10 protein-coding genes are annotated in these 16,131 nt (G+C 43.0%); all 10 read left to right on the top strand.

Going from position 1 to position 16,131, the window contains the following annotated elements; all coding sequences use genetic code 11:
- Positions 1-79: 79 nt before the first annotated feature.
- The 10 genes from GPK88_RS01195 (at position 80) to GPK88_RS01150 (ending at position 16,098) form a co-directional block, all read left to right on the top strand.
- Positions 80-2,269: a PcfJ domain-containing protein gene (locus GPK88_RS01195; protein ID WP_215707472.1), complete on the top strand. Its 2,190-nt coding sequence runs from the start codon at positions 80-82 to the stop codon at positions 2,267-2,269.
- A gap of 639 nt (positions 2,270-2,908) precedes the next feature.
- Positions 2,909-4,456, top strand: coding sequence for a hypothetical protein (locus GPK88_RS01190; RefSeq protein WP_215707471.1), 1,548 nt, complete (start codon positions 2,909-2,911; stop codon positions 4,454-4,456).
- Between the two features lie 100 nt (positions 4,457-4,556).
- A complete protein-coding gene (locus GPK88_RS01185; protein WP_055066219.1) occupies positions 4,557-4,754 on the top strand; it encodes a helix-turn-helix domain-containing protein in 198 nt (65 codons plus the stop codon).
- Positions 4,755-4,835: 81 nt separating this feature from the next.
- A complete protein-coding gene (locus GPK88_RS01180; RefSeq protein WP_148446906.1) occupies positions 4,836-6,119 on the top strand; it encodes a tyrosine-type recombinase/integrase in 1,284 nt (427 codons plus the stop codon).
- A 167-nt stretch (positions 6,120-6,286) separates the two neighbouring features.
- The gene (gene mutS, locus GPK88_RS01175) at positions 6,287-8,905 is read left to right on the top strand and encodes a DNA mismatch repair protein MutS (protein ID WP_174095655.1); all 2,619 of its coding nucleotides are present in this window, start codon (positions 6,287-6,289) and stop codon (positions 8,903-8,905) included.
- A gap of 4 nt (positions 8,906-8,909) precedes the next feature.
- On the top strand, positions 8,910-11,021 hold the full coding sequence (gene mutL / locus GPK88_RS01170; RefSeq protein ID WP_174095656.1) for a DNA mismatch repair endonuclease MutL: 2,112 nt from the start codon (positions 8,910-8,912) through the stop codon (positions 11,019-11,021).
- A 27-nt stretch (positions 11,022-11,048) separates the two neighbouring features.
- Entirely contained in the window at positions 11,049-12,002 is a 954-nt protein-coding gene (gene miaA / locus GPK88_RS01165; protein ID WP_021652027.1) for a tRNA (adenosine(37)-N6)-dimethylallyltransferase MiaA, read from the top strand.
- Positions 12,003-12,023: 21 nt separating this feature from the next.
- Positions 12,024-13,298: a methionine gamma-lyase family protein gene (locus GPK88_RS01160; RefSeq protein ID WP_021977999.1), complete on the top strand. Its 1,275-nt coding sequence runs from the start codon at positions 12,024-12,026 to the stop codon at positions 13,296-13,298.
- Positions 13,295-14,494, top strand: a complete 1,200-nt coding sequence (locus tag GPK88_RS01155; RefSeq protein ID WP_173761634.1) for a BaiN/RdsA family NAD(P)/FAD-dependent oxidoreductase — start codon at positions 13,295-13,297, stop codon at positions 14,492-14,494. Before GPK88_RS01160 ends, GPK88_RS01155 begins: the two co-directional genes overlap by 4 nt.
- A gap of 2 nt (positions 14,495-14,496) precedes the next feature.
- Positions 14,497-16,098, top strand: a complete 1,602-nt coding sequence (locus tag GPK88_RS01150) for an NAD(P)/FAD-dependent oxidoreductase (protein WP_173761633.1) — start codon at positions 14,497-14,499, stop codon at positions 16,096-16,098.
- Positions 16,099-16,131 lie beyond the last annotated feature (33 nt).

The raw sequence follows: 16,131 nt of genomic DNA, 5'->3' as shown, positions 1-16,131 counted from the left end.
CAGGGAGTTCCCCTGCTGCATTTGAGCAGAAAATAGAAAATGACATTATATGCAGTAGAAAATGAAGGAGAGGACGGAAATGAATAAAAAAGAATTGCGTAACATGAAATTGCTGGAAGCTACGGATGAACTGATAAAACTTGCAAAAGAAGATGTGTCAGTAAGAGATAAGGGATACTATACGGAGCAGCTGATTTATCAGAGGGGGCTATATTTACGTGCAGAAGTAGAAAACAATATTTTAAAAGTAGCATTTTATCTGTCAGAATATCTTTCCATGGACTGTCGGAAACCTGTATATACATTATATATTGATAAAAAGAACGATGTTTTTAAAGGGTATGATTACCGGACAAAGAAATGGTCAGATAGTATGCTGGATAAGACCATTTTCTCAAAATGGTTATATCAGGAAAATTCTTATATGAAAGAGGCAGATACAGCGTTGATCCAAAAGTATCTTGAAAGTGAATATGACGATGCTTTATATGCACTGTATGTATATCAACGTGAGCAGAAACACCGGAGGCTGGGAATGAAATATGAAAAAATTCTGACAAGCTGGGATCAGTGCATGGATAGACTTCCAAAAATTCCGAAAGACTGGCTGAGATGGCAGAAAAAAGTTGGAATTACCCAGAATTTTATCTTTTATCATTACAGCCGCAGGAAAGATCAGACAGGATATTGTAGTTGGTGTGAAAGCGAAGTTCCAATCAGCCATCCTCACCATAATGCAGTGGGGCATTGCCCGAAATGCAGACATCAGATTCAATATAAAGCATTGGGCCGGGCCAAAAATATAGAAACCTCAAAAGAGACTGCATACCTGCTTCAGACCTGTGGAAATAATGTGTTTGTTTTGAGAGAATTCCAGCTTCAGATGCTCATAGTAAGCAGCTCATATAAAAAACCAGTATATTCTTTCTTTGAGCGCCGGAGAATCCTGTATGATGAAAAATTAAATACGAAAGAATATTATTTCGGCCGTCATCATTGGACAAAAGAAAGTCGCTGGATCCAGGGTAAATTACAGGTTCCACTGTATCCGGGTTACGGCGGCTATATGACATATGAAAAATATAATATGGGAAATATTTATGGAAAATCACTGTATGGCATTAAAAACAGGACATTCCGTAGGACAGGATTCTACGAATATGCAAAAGCCAAAAAGTATTTAGATCCGGTAAGCTTTTTTGAAATGGTTAGAGAAAGGCCCTACCTGGAACGGCTCATTAAAGCAGGACTTTATCATCTCGCAGAAGACATTATGGATAATAAAGCACAGATTTATTGTAAGGATTCCGGAAACCTTGGAAAAGCACTGGGAATTGACAGGTTCCGCTTGAAAAGGTTACGTACAAACAATGGGGGAGAGATTTTTCTTCAATGGCTGTTGCTTGAAAAAGCCCAAAACAAGTTGATCTGTGACGATGTGATTTCATGGATGTGCCTGGAAAAACTTAAACCAGCGGATCTTATGTTCATTATGGATCGTATGGCTCCTTTACAGATTAAAAATTATCTGGAAAAGCAGGCAGCAGAAAGTGGGGAATCCGTGAAAAACCTAATCAAAACATGGAAGGATTATCTCAATATGGCAATTCGGGTCGGAGTGAATGTGCAGGATTCTGTTATCTACCGTGCACGAAAGCTCATGCAGAGACATAATGAAATGATAAAAGAGATAGAAGCAAAAGATTTGATTTTAAGAGCCGGAGAGCTGGAAAAAAAGTATCCGGGTCTGAATCGTATATGCAGGGATTTGAAAAAATATGAATATGCGGACAAAGAGTATCAGATCGTTGTACCGGAAAAAGTGGATGACATTTTGTATGAAGCAAAACTAATGCATCACTGCGTAAATAATACAGAAACCTATTATGAACGAATGAGCCAGCAGGAATCCTATATCCTGTTTTTGAGAAAGACAGAACAACCAACGGAGGCGTACTATACGCTTGAAGTGGAACCGGATGGGACCATAAGGCAGACACGTACTTTTTATAACCAGCAGAATGAAGATATCGAACTTGCAAGGGATTTTCTTGTAAAATGGCAGAAACAATTAAAAAAGAAACTGGCAAAAGAAGATTATAAACTGGCTGTAAAAAGTCAGAGTCTCAGGAAAAAAGAGATTGAAGAACTCCGCAGCAAAGGCGTTCGTGTAAACGGTGTTGGGTATTGCAACAAATTGCTTGCTGAAATTCTGGAGGAAGATTTAATGGAGGCAGAGAGACTGGAAGTGGAAGAACAGGCCGCATAATAGCAGATTGATATATCACAAAAGTAACTTCAAAAGTAAAAATGAAATTCCTGTGAAAATTCTGGGATATTTACGGAAACCGCTCTGAAATTCTCTTTTATTTAAGTATAAGGGATTTTATGTAATTCCTTAAATATACTCGAAACGGAGGATGAGCTTTGGAGGAAAAATTAAAGTTGCTTTGGCTGGTATTGATCTTTGTTGATTTTGGGCTTATGTTTATTTCATTTCCAATTCTGATGTATGTAATTTTTGTCTGACCTGAATATAAAAAGCTTATTGTAAATGTCCTGTTTTCCGGTGAAAAACCGGAGGGGCATTTACATTATGCAACAGCTAATGTATATGTTTCCAGAGATGCGAGTAAAATACTACTCTGTTGAAACTATCTAAAGACATTCATGAAATTGACATTAAGAATCTGGAATGATACGATAAAATTAAACATTTTGCAAAACAGATTGCACAAAATTTTATTCTGATACGAGGTCAGAATTTTATACTTTATACCGCGTCTGCGGATCAACCGATAAAGACACAAAAAGAGTAAAATGGACTCTTGGAGTGTCTTTTTTTGTTTGGCAAAATGTTTTAACATATATCAGATCCAATCACGATAAAAGGAGGAAAGAAGTTTTTATGCCACGTAAAATCAGATCAAATTACATGGAGAAATTCAAATTTGTGTACAATGGCAGAACTTTTGAAAGTAAGCATAAATGCTGTAACTTTTATGGAATATGTTACCGTAGTGTAATGGCGTATCAGAATCAATATAAATGTAGAACTGAAGAAGCGATTACACATTTTATTGAATTGAAAAAAAGTAAAGAGATCATATTCCGAAATCGAAAATGGGCCAGCATTAAGACTTGTTGTGAATTTTATGATATAAACGAAGCTTCCGTTAAAACAGATATGTGGAATCGAAAGTGCACACCACAGGAAGCAATTGAACGGGCAATAGAATGGAAAAAGGCACATGAAATCACATATCATGGAGTGAAGTATCCATCACTTCCTCAATGCTGTGAAGAATTGGGAATAAATCCTATATCCGTACGTTTGTATATGGAAAAGAATGGAGTTTCTTCTACACGTGCGATTACACATTACATTAAATCTAAAAAGCAAAGAATCTTTGCATTCCGGGGAAAAGAATACAATAGTTTCACGGAATGTTGTCTCGCGTATGGCCTGAACCCCAAAATTGTAAGAAGTGCTGCCTATAGAACCAAAAGCTCCTTGCCAGAGACGTTGGAAAAAAATGTTTCTCATATGGAAGGTTGCGTGCCACAGGAATCCACCGGAAATGATGAGAATTCTGGAAACAAGGTAATATCAAAAAAAAGGCACCGCGCAAAAGAACCATTCTTTTATGAAGGGGAAAAATATGTTTCCCTTGGACAGTGTTGTGAGATATACGGAATTAATGAAACCAGTGTACGGACCAGAGCATGGCGGATTCATTGCACCTGGGAAGAGGCTGTAAAACATTTTATAGAAAAAAGCAATGCGGATGAACTAAAAAAGATATTTGTATATAAGGGAAAAGAATATCAAAGTGTTGCTGAATGCTGCAGAAAGTATGATGTTCGTGCCGCCAGTGTCCGTAACCGGGCTTCCTCGACTGGATGTAGTATAGAAGAGGCCCTGGATCATTTCATAAAGAAAAAAATAGTGACAAAGAAAAATGAATTTGTATTCCGAAATAAAATCTATGAAACGTTGGAAGAATGCTGTGAGGTTTATGGTGTGAATGCAAACAGCGTATCTTCAAGAAAGTATAGATTAGGGTGCAGCACAGATGAATCGTTGGAACATTTTATTGCAAACAAAGAGATAATAGAAGAAAGGATACAGAAGTTTACATTTAAGGGGGCGGAATACCCCAGTCTCCGAGCATGCTGCAAAAAATATGGCATTGAGGATGCGTGTGTAAGGCAGAGAGCCAGAGATAAAAATTGTTCCATAGAAGAATCATTTGAGCATTTTATGACAAGAAAAAGAAAAAAGATGCTGGATAATCCTGAATTTGATTATCATGGAACCCTTTATCCATCGCTTAAGGAATGCTGCGAAAAATTAAAGATAAGTAAAAATAGTGTAGTAAGCAAAAGTCGTCGGAGCGGATGCAGCTTACAGGAAGCGGTAGAATATTATGTAAAAAAGCAGCACAATAAATAAAACAAAATCACAGGGACTCGCAGGAAGTCCGTTTATAGAATCCATAGGAGAGGAGGAACAGCCAATATCATCTGCCTGCAGATATTGGCTGTAATTATATATGATACATAAAAAGAAACAACCGGCAGCAGATAACGATAAGATTCTTATATCAGTTAAGGAAGCCTGTGAACTGACAGGACTTTCTGAGAAAACAATGCGAACACTTATGAACAATAATACCTTCATGGTACGAATTGGGCGAAGAACCCTGATTGATAAGAAAAAATTTCAGAAATGGATAGATCGGCAGTCTTGAAAGGTTTTTGGGGTTGTGTTAAAATTAAGTCCAGTGCCATGCATGATCATCTATTGTTATTAGAAAAAGGATGGTAATGTTATGGGAAAAAATCTAAAAGGAAAAGAAATAGGTAAGGGAATCCGACAAAGAAAAGATGGGCGGTATGAAGCCAGAATCACAATTAAGGGTTCTGGCAAACCGCCTTTTTCTATCTATGGAACAAATCTTCAGCAAGTGAGAAAGCAAAGAAGCATGTATTTAGCGGAGGTTCTCCCAGGTGTTCCAGGCTTTGATTCGAGTATGTCCGTTTCAAAATGGTATGAGAAATGGATGGAACTTTATAAGGTTCGGAATCTTAAAGCAACCACGATAAGAAATTATGAAGATGGTTTTAGAAGAACAGAAGAATACATCGGTTACATGAAACTGGTAGATATCAAACCGGAACATATTCTTGACATGATTAAAAAATTGGAGGATGAAGGATACGCTCCTACATCAATCAAGCAATCATTAAGTGTCGTGCATCAAATGTTTGAGAGGGCAGCAGCCAGTAAAATGATTCCATCGGATCCTACAGCAGAAGTTAAGCTTTCCGTTGAGACACCGGGAGAAGTGTTGGCAGAACCTACAGAAGAAGCTTTGGATGTAAAAGAGAATTGTCTTAGTACAGACGAAAGCCATCGCTTTTTGGAAACCATTAAAGGAGACCGTTATGAGGAACTTTTCTTGATTTTGATGCATACGGGAATGCGTATAGGCGAAGTACTTGCCTTACAATGGAGAGATGTCAATTTCGATGAAAAATATCTTCGTGTATACAAAACGCTAAACAGAGTCAAATTGTATTATGACAAGCAGGGAAAGAAACTTGCTGAGCCGTATTATGTTACACAGATTACATCACCGAAAAAAAAGAAAAGTGTCAGAATAATTCCGCTGCCAGATATTGCAATTGAAGCTTTTTTAAGCTGGAAAGAAAAACAGAATCAGGACAAAAAAGTGTTAGGCAAGAAATGGGGAACTGGAAATGATCTTCTAAAAAAATATCCTGGACTGATATTTACAACATCAACAGGAATGAGTTATCTTCCTGGCAATGCTGAAGATGAATGTGAGCGAATCAAAAATATTGTAAATAAGCAAGAAGCATTAGAGGCTGAAAAAGAAGGTCGAGAAGCAGAAATGTTAGATGTAACTCCACATAGCTTTCGTCATACTTTTGTAACAAGATGTGTACAATCTGGAATGAAACCGGCTACGGTAGGTAAAATCAGCGGTCATTCTACTCAGAAAATGACAGAGTATTATACGCATCTTGAACAGGGGTATGTAAAAGATGAATACAAACGGTATGATGAAAAGTATGGAAAAGAAAGCTGATTTTGCTGATGAAATGAGATTTTAGGAAGAGGTTTAAATATTTGGAAAAAACAAGAAACACTGAAGAAGAAAAAAAAATGGGTCAAAAGTGGGTCAAAGAGGAACATAAAGCATCTACAAGCCGCGTAAATACAGGGTTTCCAGTTAACACAGGGAAATTATCACCGATGATGAAAGAATACGTAAAGACCAAAGAAGAATACAGCGACTGTATCCTTTTTTACCGTCTGGGCGATTTTTATGAAATGTTCTTTGATGATGCGCTGACTGCATCCAAGGAACTGGAGATCACACTTACAGGAAAAGACTGCGGATTGGAAGAGAGAGCGCCCATGTGTGGCGTTCCTTTTCATGCTGCGGAAACTTATATCAACCGATTGATAGAAAAAGGTTATAAAGTTGCCATCTGTGAACAGGTAGAAGATCCGAAAAAAGCCAAGGGTCTTGTAAAACGTGAAGTTGTTCGTATTGTCACACCGGGAACCACACTGGATGCCATGTCACTGGACGAATCCAAAAACAATTATCTGATGTCCATTGTCTCCATCGGAGATCATTTTGGCTGTGCTATTGCAGATATCACAACCGGTGACTGCTTTCTTACAGAGCTGGATAAGCCTCAGAAACTTCTGGATGAGATCAATAAATTCACACCTGCAGAGATCATCTGCAACGATGCGTTTCTTTTAAGTGGTGTGGATGTGGAGGATCTGAAAGGACGTCTTGGAATCTGCGTATTCGCCCTGGATCCCTGGTACTTTGACGATCAGCTGTGTCAGGAAACTCTAAAAGAACATTTCCATGTGGGAAATCTGGAGGGGTTAGGAATTGGTGACTACGACAGCGGGATCATCGCTTCCGGTGCTCTGTTCCTGTATCTGAAAGAAACACAGAAAACAGCACTTTCCCATATGGCAAGTATCCGCCCTTACTCTGCCGAGAAATACATGCTTATCGACAGCTCCAGTCGTCGTAATCTGGAGCTTGTGGAAACCATGCGCGAAAAACAGAAAAGAGGTTCTCTTCTCTGGGTACTGGACAAGACCAAAACAGCTATGGGAGCCAGAACACTTCGGTCTTATGTGGAACAGCCTCTGATCGATGCAGAGGAAATCGAAAAGAGACTGGGTGCTCTGGAAGAACTGAATGAAAAACCCATGGAACGGGATGAGATCCGGGAATATTTAAACCCGATCTATGATCTGGAACGTCTGATCAGCCGTATCAGTTACAAATCCGCTAATCCGAGAGATCTGGTTTCTTTTGCCTCTTCTCTGGAAATGCTTCCTTATATAAAACAGGTCCTGGCAGAATTCAAATCTCCACTGCTTACTAAGATCAACGAAGATATGGATCCTCTGACAGACATTACCTCGCTGATCCGGAACTCTATCACCGATGATCCGCCTCTTGCCCAGAAAGACGGTGGCATTATCCGGGAAGGATATAATGAAGATGTAGATAAATTCCGCCGTTCCCGGACAGATGGAAAGAAATGGCTTTCTGAGCTGGAGGCAAGAGAGAGGGAACGTACCGGTATCAAAAGCCTGAAGATCAAGTACAATCGTGTATTTGGTTATTCTCTGGAAGTTACCAATACTTTCAAAGATCTTGTGCCGGAGGATTATATCCGCAAACAGACCCTTACCAATGCAGAGCGTTATATCACTCAGGAACTGAAAGATCTGGAAGATCTGATCCTTGGAGCTGAGGATAAGCTTTATGCGCTGGAATTTGAACTGTTTTCCAGTATCCGTGATCAGGTTGGAGCGGAAGTTGTCCGTATCCAGCGCACTGCAAAAGCAGTGGCTGCACTGGATGTTTTCGCTTCTCTTGCACTGGTTGCCCAGAGGAATAATTTCGTCCGACCAAAGATCAATGAGACAGGCCTCATTGATATCCGAAACGGCCGTCATCCGGTTGTGGAGCAGATGATCGAAAATGATATGTTCATTCCAAACGATACGTATCTTGACAACCACAAAAAACGGATCTCCATTATCACAGGACCAAACATGGCCGGAAAATCCACATATATGCGCCAGACAGCCCTGATCGTACTGATGGCACAGATCGGAAGCTTTGTTCCGGCAGACAGTGCAAACATCGGTGTGGTTGACCGGATCTTCACCCGTGTAGGTGCATCTGATGACCTTGCAAGCGGACAAAGTACCTTTATGGTGGAAATGACGGAGGTTGCCAATATTCTTCGCAATGCCACTTCCCGTAGCCTTCTGATCCTGGATGAGATCGGACGTGGAACCAGTACTTTTGACGGCCTCTCCATTGCCTGGGCAGTGATCGAACATATCAGCAATACCAAGCTCTGCGGTGCCAAAACCTTATTTGCGACCCATTATCATGAGCTTACCGAACTGGAGGGAAAACTTTCCGGTGTCAACAATTACTGTATTGCTGTCAAAGAAAAGGGTGACGATATCGTATTTCTTCGTAAGATCGTAAAAGGTGGCGCTGACAAGAGTTATGGTATCCAGGTGGCCAAGCTTGCCGGTGTTCCGGATTCCGTGATCCAGCGTGCCAAGGAACTTGTGGAAGAGCTCAGTGACGCAGATATCACCGCAGCGGTAAAAGACCTGACTGCTCCGAAAAAGAAGCAGAAGATCACCTATGATCAGGTGGATATGGCACAGATGTCACTCTTTGACACGGTGCAGGATAATGATATCATCGAAGAGATCAAAGGCCTGGAGATTGGCAACCTGACTCCAATGGAGGCCCTGAATATTCTCTATAATCTGCAGAACAAAATAAAGAACCGGTGGTGATACCTTGAGAAAAATTGCAGTTTTAGACCAGAATACCATTGATAAGATCGCAGCAGGTGAAGTTGTGGAGCGGCCTTCTTCTGTTGTAAAAGAACTTGTGGAAAATGCTATTGACGCAGGAGCTACCGCCATCACAGTAGAGATCACAGATGGTGGAAAAAAGCTGATCCGTATCACAGATAACGGCTCCGGAATGGAAGCAGAACAGGTTCCCCTTGCTTTTCTACGTCATGCTACAAGCAAGATTGAAAAAGTGGAAGACCTGACACATATTGCCTCCCTGGGCTTTCGTGGCGAGGCTCTTTCCAGTATTGCCGCAGTTTCCCAGGTAGAACTGATCACAAAAACTCCTTCTGCCATCAGCGGTACCCGCTATGTGATCGAAGGTGGAAAAGAACAGTCTTTGGAGGAGATGGGCGCACCGGAGGGAACCACCTTCCTGATCCGGAACCTTTTTTACAACACACCTGCAAGAAGCAAATTTCTGAAATCCGACATGACAGAAGCCGGTTACATCAATACGCTGATGGAACAGCTGGCGCTTTCCCATCCGGAAATTTCCTTTAAATATATCCAGAATCGTCAGGTGAAACTTTCCAGTTCCGGAAATTACAGCGTAAAGGATGTGATCTACAGCGTTTACGGACGGGAGATCGCCAAAGCACTTCTGGAAGTCTCCTATGAAAATGATTTTATGAAGATCGAAGGCTTTGTGGGAAAACCGGAGATTTCCAGAGGAAACCGCTCTTTTGAGAATTATTATATCAATGGCCGGTATGTAAAAAACAAGATCATTACCAAGGCTATTGAGGATGGGTATAAAGGACTGGTCATGCAGCATAAATTTCCATTTGTTTCCCTTCGGATCGAAATGGATGGTAATGACCTGGACGTTAATGTACATCCGGCAAAAAGAGAAGTGCGTTTTGCCAGAGAAACCGAAGTTTATACGGCTATCTATGAAACTGTTCGTAAGGTACTGACTCACAGAGAACTAATCCCGCAGGTATCTGTGGGAAAAGACGAACCGACATCTCACAACGAGCAGATGAAGCCAGGAAATGTTCCGGAACCTTTCGAGGTAAAAAGACGGCAGGAGATGTACGGACACCAGAACCGGACGGCGAATATAGCTTCCCATATTGCACCGACAGCTTCTGAAGTACGTACATCGCCGGTTTCATCGATACCTTATAATAAGTTGACAAATAGTACAGCCTCCTATGGCTCAGCTGAAACAGCTCACAGTTCTTCAGATTCTTTTACAGATAAATACAGGCATATGGGTTCTCTGCGGGAAAATCCCGTATATAGATCTCAGCCCTTTACAAAAGAAGAAGAGGAAATGTTTTCCGGCACACTGAAGGACGGAAAAAAAGAGACTTCCGCTGTAGAAACAGCTGATCCAGAAGTGATATCTGAAAAAACTGCCGAATCGACATCTCCTGAGATAAACAGCGAGCCGATCAAATCCCTGGAACAGGAAACGCCAAAACAGCTGGAACTTTTCGAAGAACGGCTTCTTGCCCCGGAATCCAGAAGCCGCCACAGGCTGATCGGACAGCTGTTTGACACCTACTGGCTGGTACAGTTCGAAGATAATTTTTATATCATTGACCAGCATGCGGCCCATGAAAAAGTATATTATGAGCGGTTCGTAAAGCTGTTCCAGTCTCAGAACATCCAGTCTCAGTACGTAAGCCCTCCGCTGATCGTTTCACTCAGCCTTGAGGAAGAAAACCTGTTAAAAGCAAACGAAAAATATTTTCGGGATTTCGGTTTTGAGATCGAACCTTTTGGGGGAAGAGAGTACAGTATCAGTGCGGTGCCATCCAGTCTTCTGGGAATGACAGAGGAAGAGCTGTTTCTGGAAATGCTGGACCATCTCACTGCAGACGGCTCCAAAGATGCATTTGAACTGTTTACCGCAAGGCTTGCAACTATGGCCTGCAAAGCTGCTGTAAAAGGCAATCATTCCATGTCACCCCAGGAAGCCGACAAGCTGATCGATGAACTTCTGACACTGGAAAATCCTTATAACTGTCCTCATGGAAGGCCAACCATCATTGCCATGAGTAAGACAGAGATTGAAAAAAAATTTAAACGTATCGTGTAAGATACCTATCATAAACGGAGAAAATCTATGAAAAAACCTCTTATCGTCCTTACCGGACCTACTGCCGTGGGAAAAACAAAACTTTCCATTGCCCTTGCAAAAGCAGTAAACGGAGAGATCATCTCCGCAGATTCCATGCAGGTTTACCGCCATATGGATATTGGTTCCGCCAAGATCACACCGGAAGAAATGGATGGCGTCCCTCATCATCTGGTGGATGTGTTGGAGCCCACAGAAGATTTTAATATTGTCCTTTTCCAGCAGATGGCAAAAGAAGCCATGGAAAAAATTTATGATAAAGGCCGGATCCCGATCCTGGTAGGCGGCACGGGATTTTATATTCAGGCCGTAACCAGAGATATTGATTTTACCAGTTCCAACCAGGATGACCATTACCGCAGGGAGCTGGAAGAGCTGGCAGAACAAAAAGGCCCTTCATTTCTTCATGATATGCTTGCACAGGTTGATCCCAAGTCAGCCCAGGACATCCATGAGAACAATGTCAAGCGAGTGATACGCGCCCTGGAATTTTATAAACAGAACGGTACCAGGATCTCCGAACATAATGAAGAGCAGAAAGAACATACCAGCCCCTATGCCCTGGCATACTTTGTCCTGAACGCACCCCGTCCCCTTCTCTACGAACGCATAGACACAAGAGTGGATGAGATGTTGAAAAACGGGCTTGTAGAAGAAGTAAAAAAGCTCCGGGAAATGGGCTGCCACAGAGGAATGGTTTCGATGCAGGGACTGGGCTATAAAGAAATCCTGGACTGGATGGACGGAGAATACCCTTACGAGGAAGCCGTTCGCATCCTGAAACGTGACACCAGACATTTCGCCAAACGCCAGCTTACCTGGTTCCGAAGAGAAGGCGAGGTAACCTGGGTAGATAAAGATAACTTTGATTACGATGACAGCCGGATCCTTTCCTACATGCTTTCTGTATGCAGAGAAAAAGGGATCCTGCCTGCCAAATAAAATAAAAAAGGAAAAATGATCATGAAAGAATTATATGCACAGCTTGGAATCTCTTCCGCAGTTTACGATTTCGGTAAAACTGTAGAAGATTCCCTGAAAGAACGTTTTGAAAAATTTGATAAAACTGCAGAGTATAACCAGATGAAGGTTATCCATGCCATGCAGAAAAACCGTGTCAGTGAGGCATGTTTCGGAGCTTCCTCCGGTTATGGCTACAATGACCTTGGACGCGAGACCCTGGAGCAGGTCTATGCGGATACATTCCACACAGAAGCCTGCCTGGTCCGCCCGCAGATCACCTGCGGAACCCACGCACTTGCCATTGCACTGTTTGGAAACTTACGCCCGGGCGATGAGCTTCTTTCCCCTGTAGGCAAACCATATGATACTCTGGAAGAAGTCATCGGGATCCGTCCGTCCAACGGTTCTCTTACAGAATATGGTGTAAAATACCGTCAGGTAGACCTTCTTGAGGATGGTACCTTTGATTACGAAAATATCAAAAAGGCAGTCAATGAAAAAACAAAACTGGTAACCATTCAGCGTTCCAAAGGCTATCAGACTCGTCCTTCCTTCTCTGTAAAACAGATCGGTGAGCTGATCGCTTTTGTAAAGAAGATCAAACCGGATGTGATCTGCATGGTAGATAACTGCTACGGTGAGTTCGTAGATACCATAGAGCCAAGTGATGTAGGTGCAGATATCATGGTGGGTTCCCTGATCAAAAATCCAGGCGGCGGTCTTGCCCCTATCGGCGGATATATCGCCGGAAGAAAAGACTGTGTGGAAAACGCTTCCTACCGTATGACCTGCCCGGGACTGGGCATGGAAGTGGGGGCAACCCTTGGTGTAAACCGTTCTCTGTACCAGGGATTTTTCCTTGCACCGATGGTTACCAAAGGAGCTTTAAAAGGCGCCGTTTTTGCAGCAAACATTTACGAAAAACTTGGTTTCCCGGTGGTACCGAACAGCACAGAACCACGTCAGGATATCATCCAGGCAGTCACCCTTGGAACACCGGAAGGTCTTGTAGCATTCTGCCAGGGTATCCAGGCTGCAGCACCGGTAGACAGTTTTGTGACACCGGAACCGTGGGATATGCCAGGGTATGACAGTCAGGTCATCATGGCTGCAGGTGCTTTCATCCAGGGTTCTTCCATCGAGCTTTCTGCCGATGGTCCTATGAAACCACCTTATGCTGTTTATTTCCAGGGTGGTCTTACCTGGGAGCATGCTAAACTTGGAATCCTGAAATCTCTTCAGTATATGGTTGATAAGGAACTTGTGAAATTATGAAAAAATCCGAAGGACAGGACTTAAAAAAGCAGGTCTTTGTCGTAGGAGCAGGTGCTTCCGGCCTTATGGCGGCTATTCAGGCTGCCATAAACGGAGCAGCGGTTACGGTTCTGGAACAGAATGACCGTCCCGGAAGAAAAATCTGTGCTACAGGAAATGGACGCTGTAATATGACAAATCTGAACCAGGATGAAAACGCTTACCGGGGATCCCATCCGGAATTTGTCAAAGATGCCCTGGCACAGTTTCCTGTGGAAAAGACTCTGGAATTTTTTCAGGAACTGGGAATCTGTACCACAGACCGCGACGGATGGATCTATCCCCGGAGCAGCCAGGCGCAGAGTGTGGTAGATGTTCTTACCATGAAAGCACGCAGCCTGAAAGTAAAACTGAAAACCAATCAGACTGTTACCGGCGTGTCTTTCACAAACGGACAGTGGAAGATCCATACTGACGGATGGACCTACAATGGTGATGCCGTGATTCTTGCAAACGGTTCCCGCGCCTCTTCCGTTGCAGGTTCCAGTGAAAGTGGATACAAAATCGCAGAAAGTCTCGGACATCATCTGATCGAACCTCTTCCAGCTCTGACAGCTTTGAAATGTAAGGGAAATTCTTTTTCCGGCTGGAGTGGTGTGCGGACAGAAGGTAAGATAACCCTTTATATAGATGGCATTCCGGCAGCCTCTCAGCAGGGAGAACTGCAGCTTACCGATTACGGTGTATCCGGGATCCCGGTATTTCAGATTTCCCGCTACGCCATCCGAGCGGTTCACGAAAACAAAAACGCAGAGCTTTCCATAAATTTTTTTCCGGAACTGAACCAGAAAGAACTGGAAGAATACCTGGAACAGAGAAAAACAGCCTGCCCTTATAAAACAGAAAAAGAACTTCTCATCGGACTTTTTCCGGAAAAACTGATCCGTGTCTTATGTGCACAGAAGGATCTGATCCATGGGATCAATGATTTTCGCCTTCCGGTAAAAGACAGCCTTTCTTTTGAACAGGCACAGGTTTGTTCCGGCGGCGTGGATACTTCTGAAGTTCAAAGTAAAACCATGGAATCCAGACTTCATAAAGGCCTTTATTTTGCCGGAGAACTCCTTGATATTGACGGCACCTGCGGTGGATACAACCTGCAGTGGGCATGGTCAAGTGGAGCTACCGCCGGTATCTGGGCAGCAAAGGAGGAATAACAATGATCCGGATCACACAGTTGAAGCTTCCCATCACCCATACAGAAGAGCAGCTTCACAGAAAAATAGCGAAAACACTTCACCTTGGAAATCAGCCGTTCACTTATGAGATCCGAAAACAATCTCTGGATGCCCGGCATAAAGAGGACAAAAAATTTGTCTATACTGTAGACATTAAAGTGGATAATGAATCCCGTGTTTTAAAAAAGGTTCACGATAAAAACATTATGTTAACCGCAGAGAAAAAGTATCATTTTCCGACACCTGGTTCTGAAACATTGTCCCATCGACCGGTAGTGATCGGAAGCGGACCGGCCGGATTATTCTGCGCCTGGTATCTGGCAAAAGCCGGATACTGTCCATTGGTACTGGAACGTGGAGAAGAAGCAGATAAACGCCAGGAAACTGTAGAAAATTTCTGGAAGAACGGCATCCTGGATCCGGATTCCAATGTGCAGTTCGGAGAAGGCGGTGCGGGAACTTTTTCCGACGGAAAGCTGAATACTCTGGTAAAAGATACCTACGGAAGAGGAAAAGAAGTCCTTTCCAGATTTGTAGAAGCAGGAGCTCCATCTGAAATCCTTTACCAGCAGAAACCCCACCTTGGTACGGATCAGCTTGTGGGAATCGTTCAGTTTATGCGCCATCAGATTGAAGAAATGGGCGGGGAATTCCGATTCCGTTCCACAGTGACTGATCTGGTGGTCCGTGACCAGAAACTTGCGGCTGTCATCGTCAATGAAAAAGAAGAAATACCGGCAGAAATCTGCGTTCTTGCTCCCGGCCACAGTGCCAGAGATACTTTTGCCATGCTGAACAAGCACAATCTTTCCATGGAGCCAAAATCTTTCGCAGTAGGAGTACGAGTGGAACATCCACAGACCATGATCAACCAGGATCTTTACGGAGAGCCGGAAAATGATTACCTGGGCGCAGCCAGCTACAAAGTTACCCATACACTGGAAAACGGACGTGGCGTTTATTCTTTTTGCATGTGTCCCGGTGGCTATGTGGTAAATGCTTCTTCTGAGGAAGGCATGCTGGCAGTAAATGGGATGAGTTACCAGGCACGTGACAGCCGTAATGCCAACAGTGCCATCATCGTTACAGTAAATCCTTCTGATTTTCCGGAGGAAGGCGTTCTTGGAGGAATCGCACTCCAACGAAAGCTGGAACGTGCTGCCTGGGAAGCCGGAAACGGAAAAGTTCCGGTACAGCTTTTCAAAGATTACTGTGCGCATAAGAAAAGTATCAAACTTGGAGATGTGAGCCCCTGTATCAAAGGAGCCTATACACTTACCGATGTCCGCAGCATTTTCCCGAAAGAGATCGGGGATTCCATTGAAGCCGGAATCCATGCTTTTGGAAAAAAACTTTCCGGTTTTGACCGGCCGGATGCATTGCTGGAAGGAGTAGAAAGCCGTACATCTTCTCCTGTCCGGATCGTGCGGGAACCAAAAAAACTCACTTCCAATATAGAAGGAATCTACCCCTGCGGAGAGGGCGCTGGTTACGCCGGTGGCATTACATCTGCAGCAATGGACGGAATTAAAGTGGCAGAAGCAGTAGCTTCCATTTATGCCCTGCCTGTAAATAAAATGTGAAAAAAGTGGAAATTTCCGGGATAGAGTGTACAT

The organism is Blautia sp. MCC269 (assembly GCF_018785655.1).
Lineage (GTDB): Bacteria > Bacillota > Clostridia > Lachnospirales > Lachnospiraceae > Blautia_A.
Note: the sequence above shows the minus strand (reverse complement) of the source record. Positions and strands in the feature narration are given on the sequence as shown.

Coding starts and splice junctions, on each gene's coding strand:
- GPK88_RS01195 (WP_215707472.1), top strand. CDS start 80: ATGAATAAAAAAGAATTGCGTAACATGAAATTGCTGGAAGCTACGGAT.
- GPK88_RS01190 (WP_215707471.1), top strand. CDS start 2,909: ATGCCACGTAAAATCAGATCAAATTACATGGAGAAATTCAAATTTGTG.
- GPK88_RS01185 (WP_055066219.1), top strand. CDS start 4,557: ATGATACATAAAAAGAAACAACCGGCAGCAGATAACGATAAGATTCTT.
- GPK88_RS01180 (WP_148446906.1), top strand. CDS start 4,836: ATGGGAAAAAATCTAAAAGGAAAAGAAATAGGTAAGGGAATCCGACAA.
- mutS (WP_174095655.1), top strand. CDS start 6,287: ATGATGAAAGAATACGTAAAGACCAAAGAAGAATACAGCGACTGTATC.
- miaA (WP_021652027.1), top strand. CDS start 11,049: ATGAAAAAACCTCTTATCGTCCTTACCGGACCTACTGCCGTGGGAAAA.
- GPK88_RS01160 (WP_021977999.1), top strand. CDS start 12,024: ATGAAAGAATTATATGCACAGCTTGGAATCTCTTCCGCAGTTTACGAT.
- GPK88_RS01155 (WP_173761634.1), top strand. CDS start 13,295: ATGAAAAAATCCGAAGGACAGGACTTAAAAAAGCAGGTCTTTGTCGTA.
- GPK88_RS01150 (WP_173761633.1), top strand. CDS start 14,497: ATGATCCGGATCACACAGTTGAAGCTTCCCATCACCCATACAGAAGAG.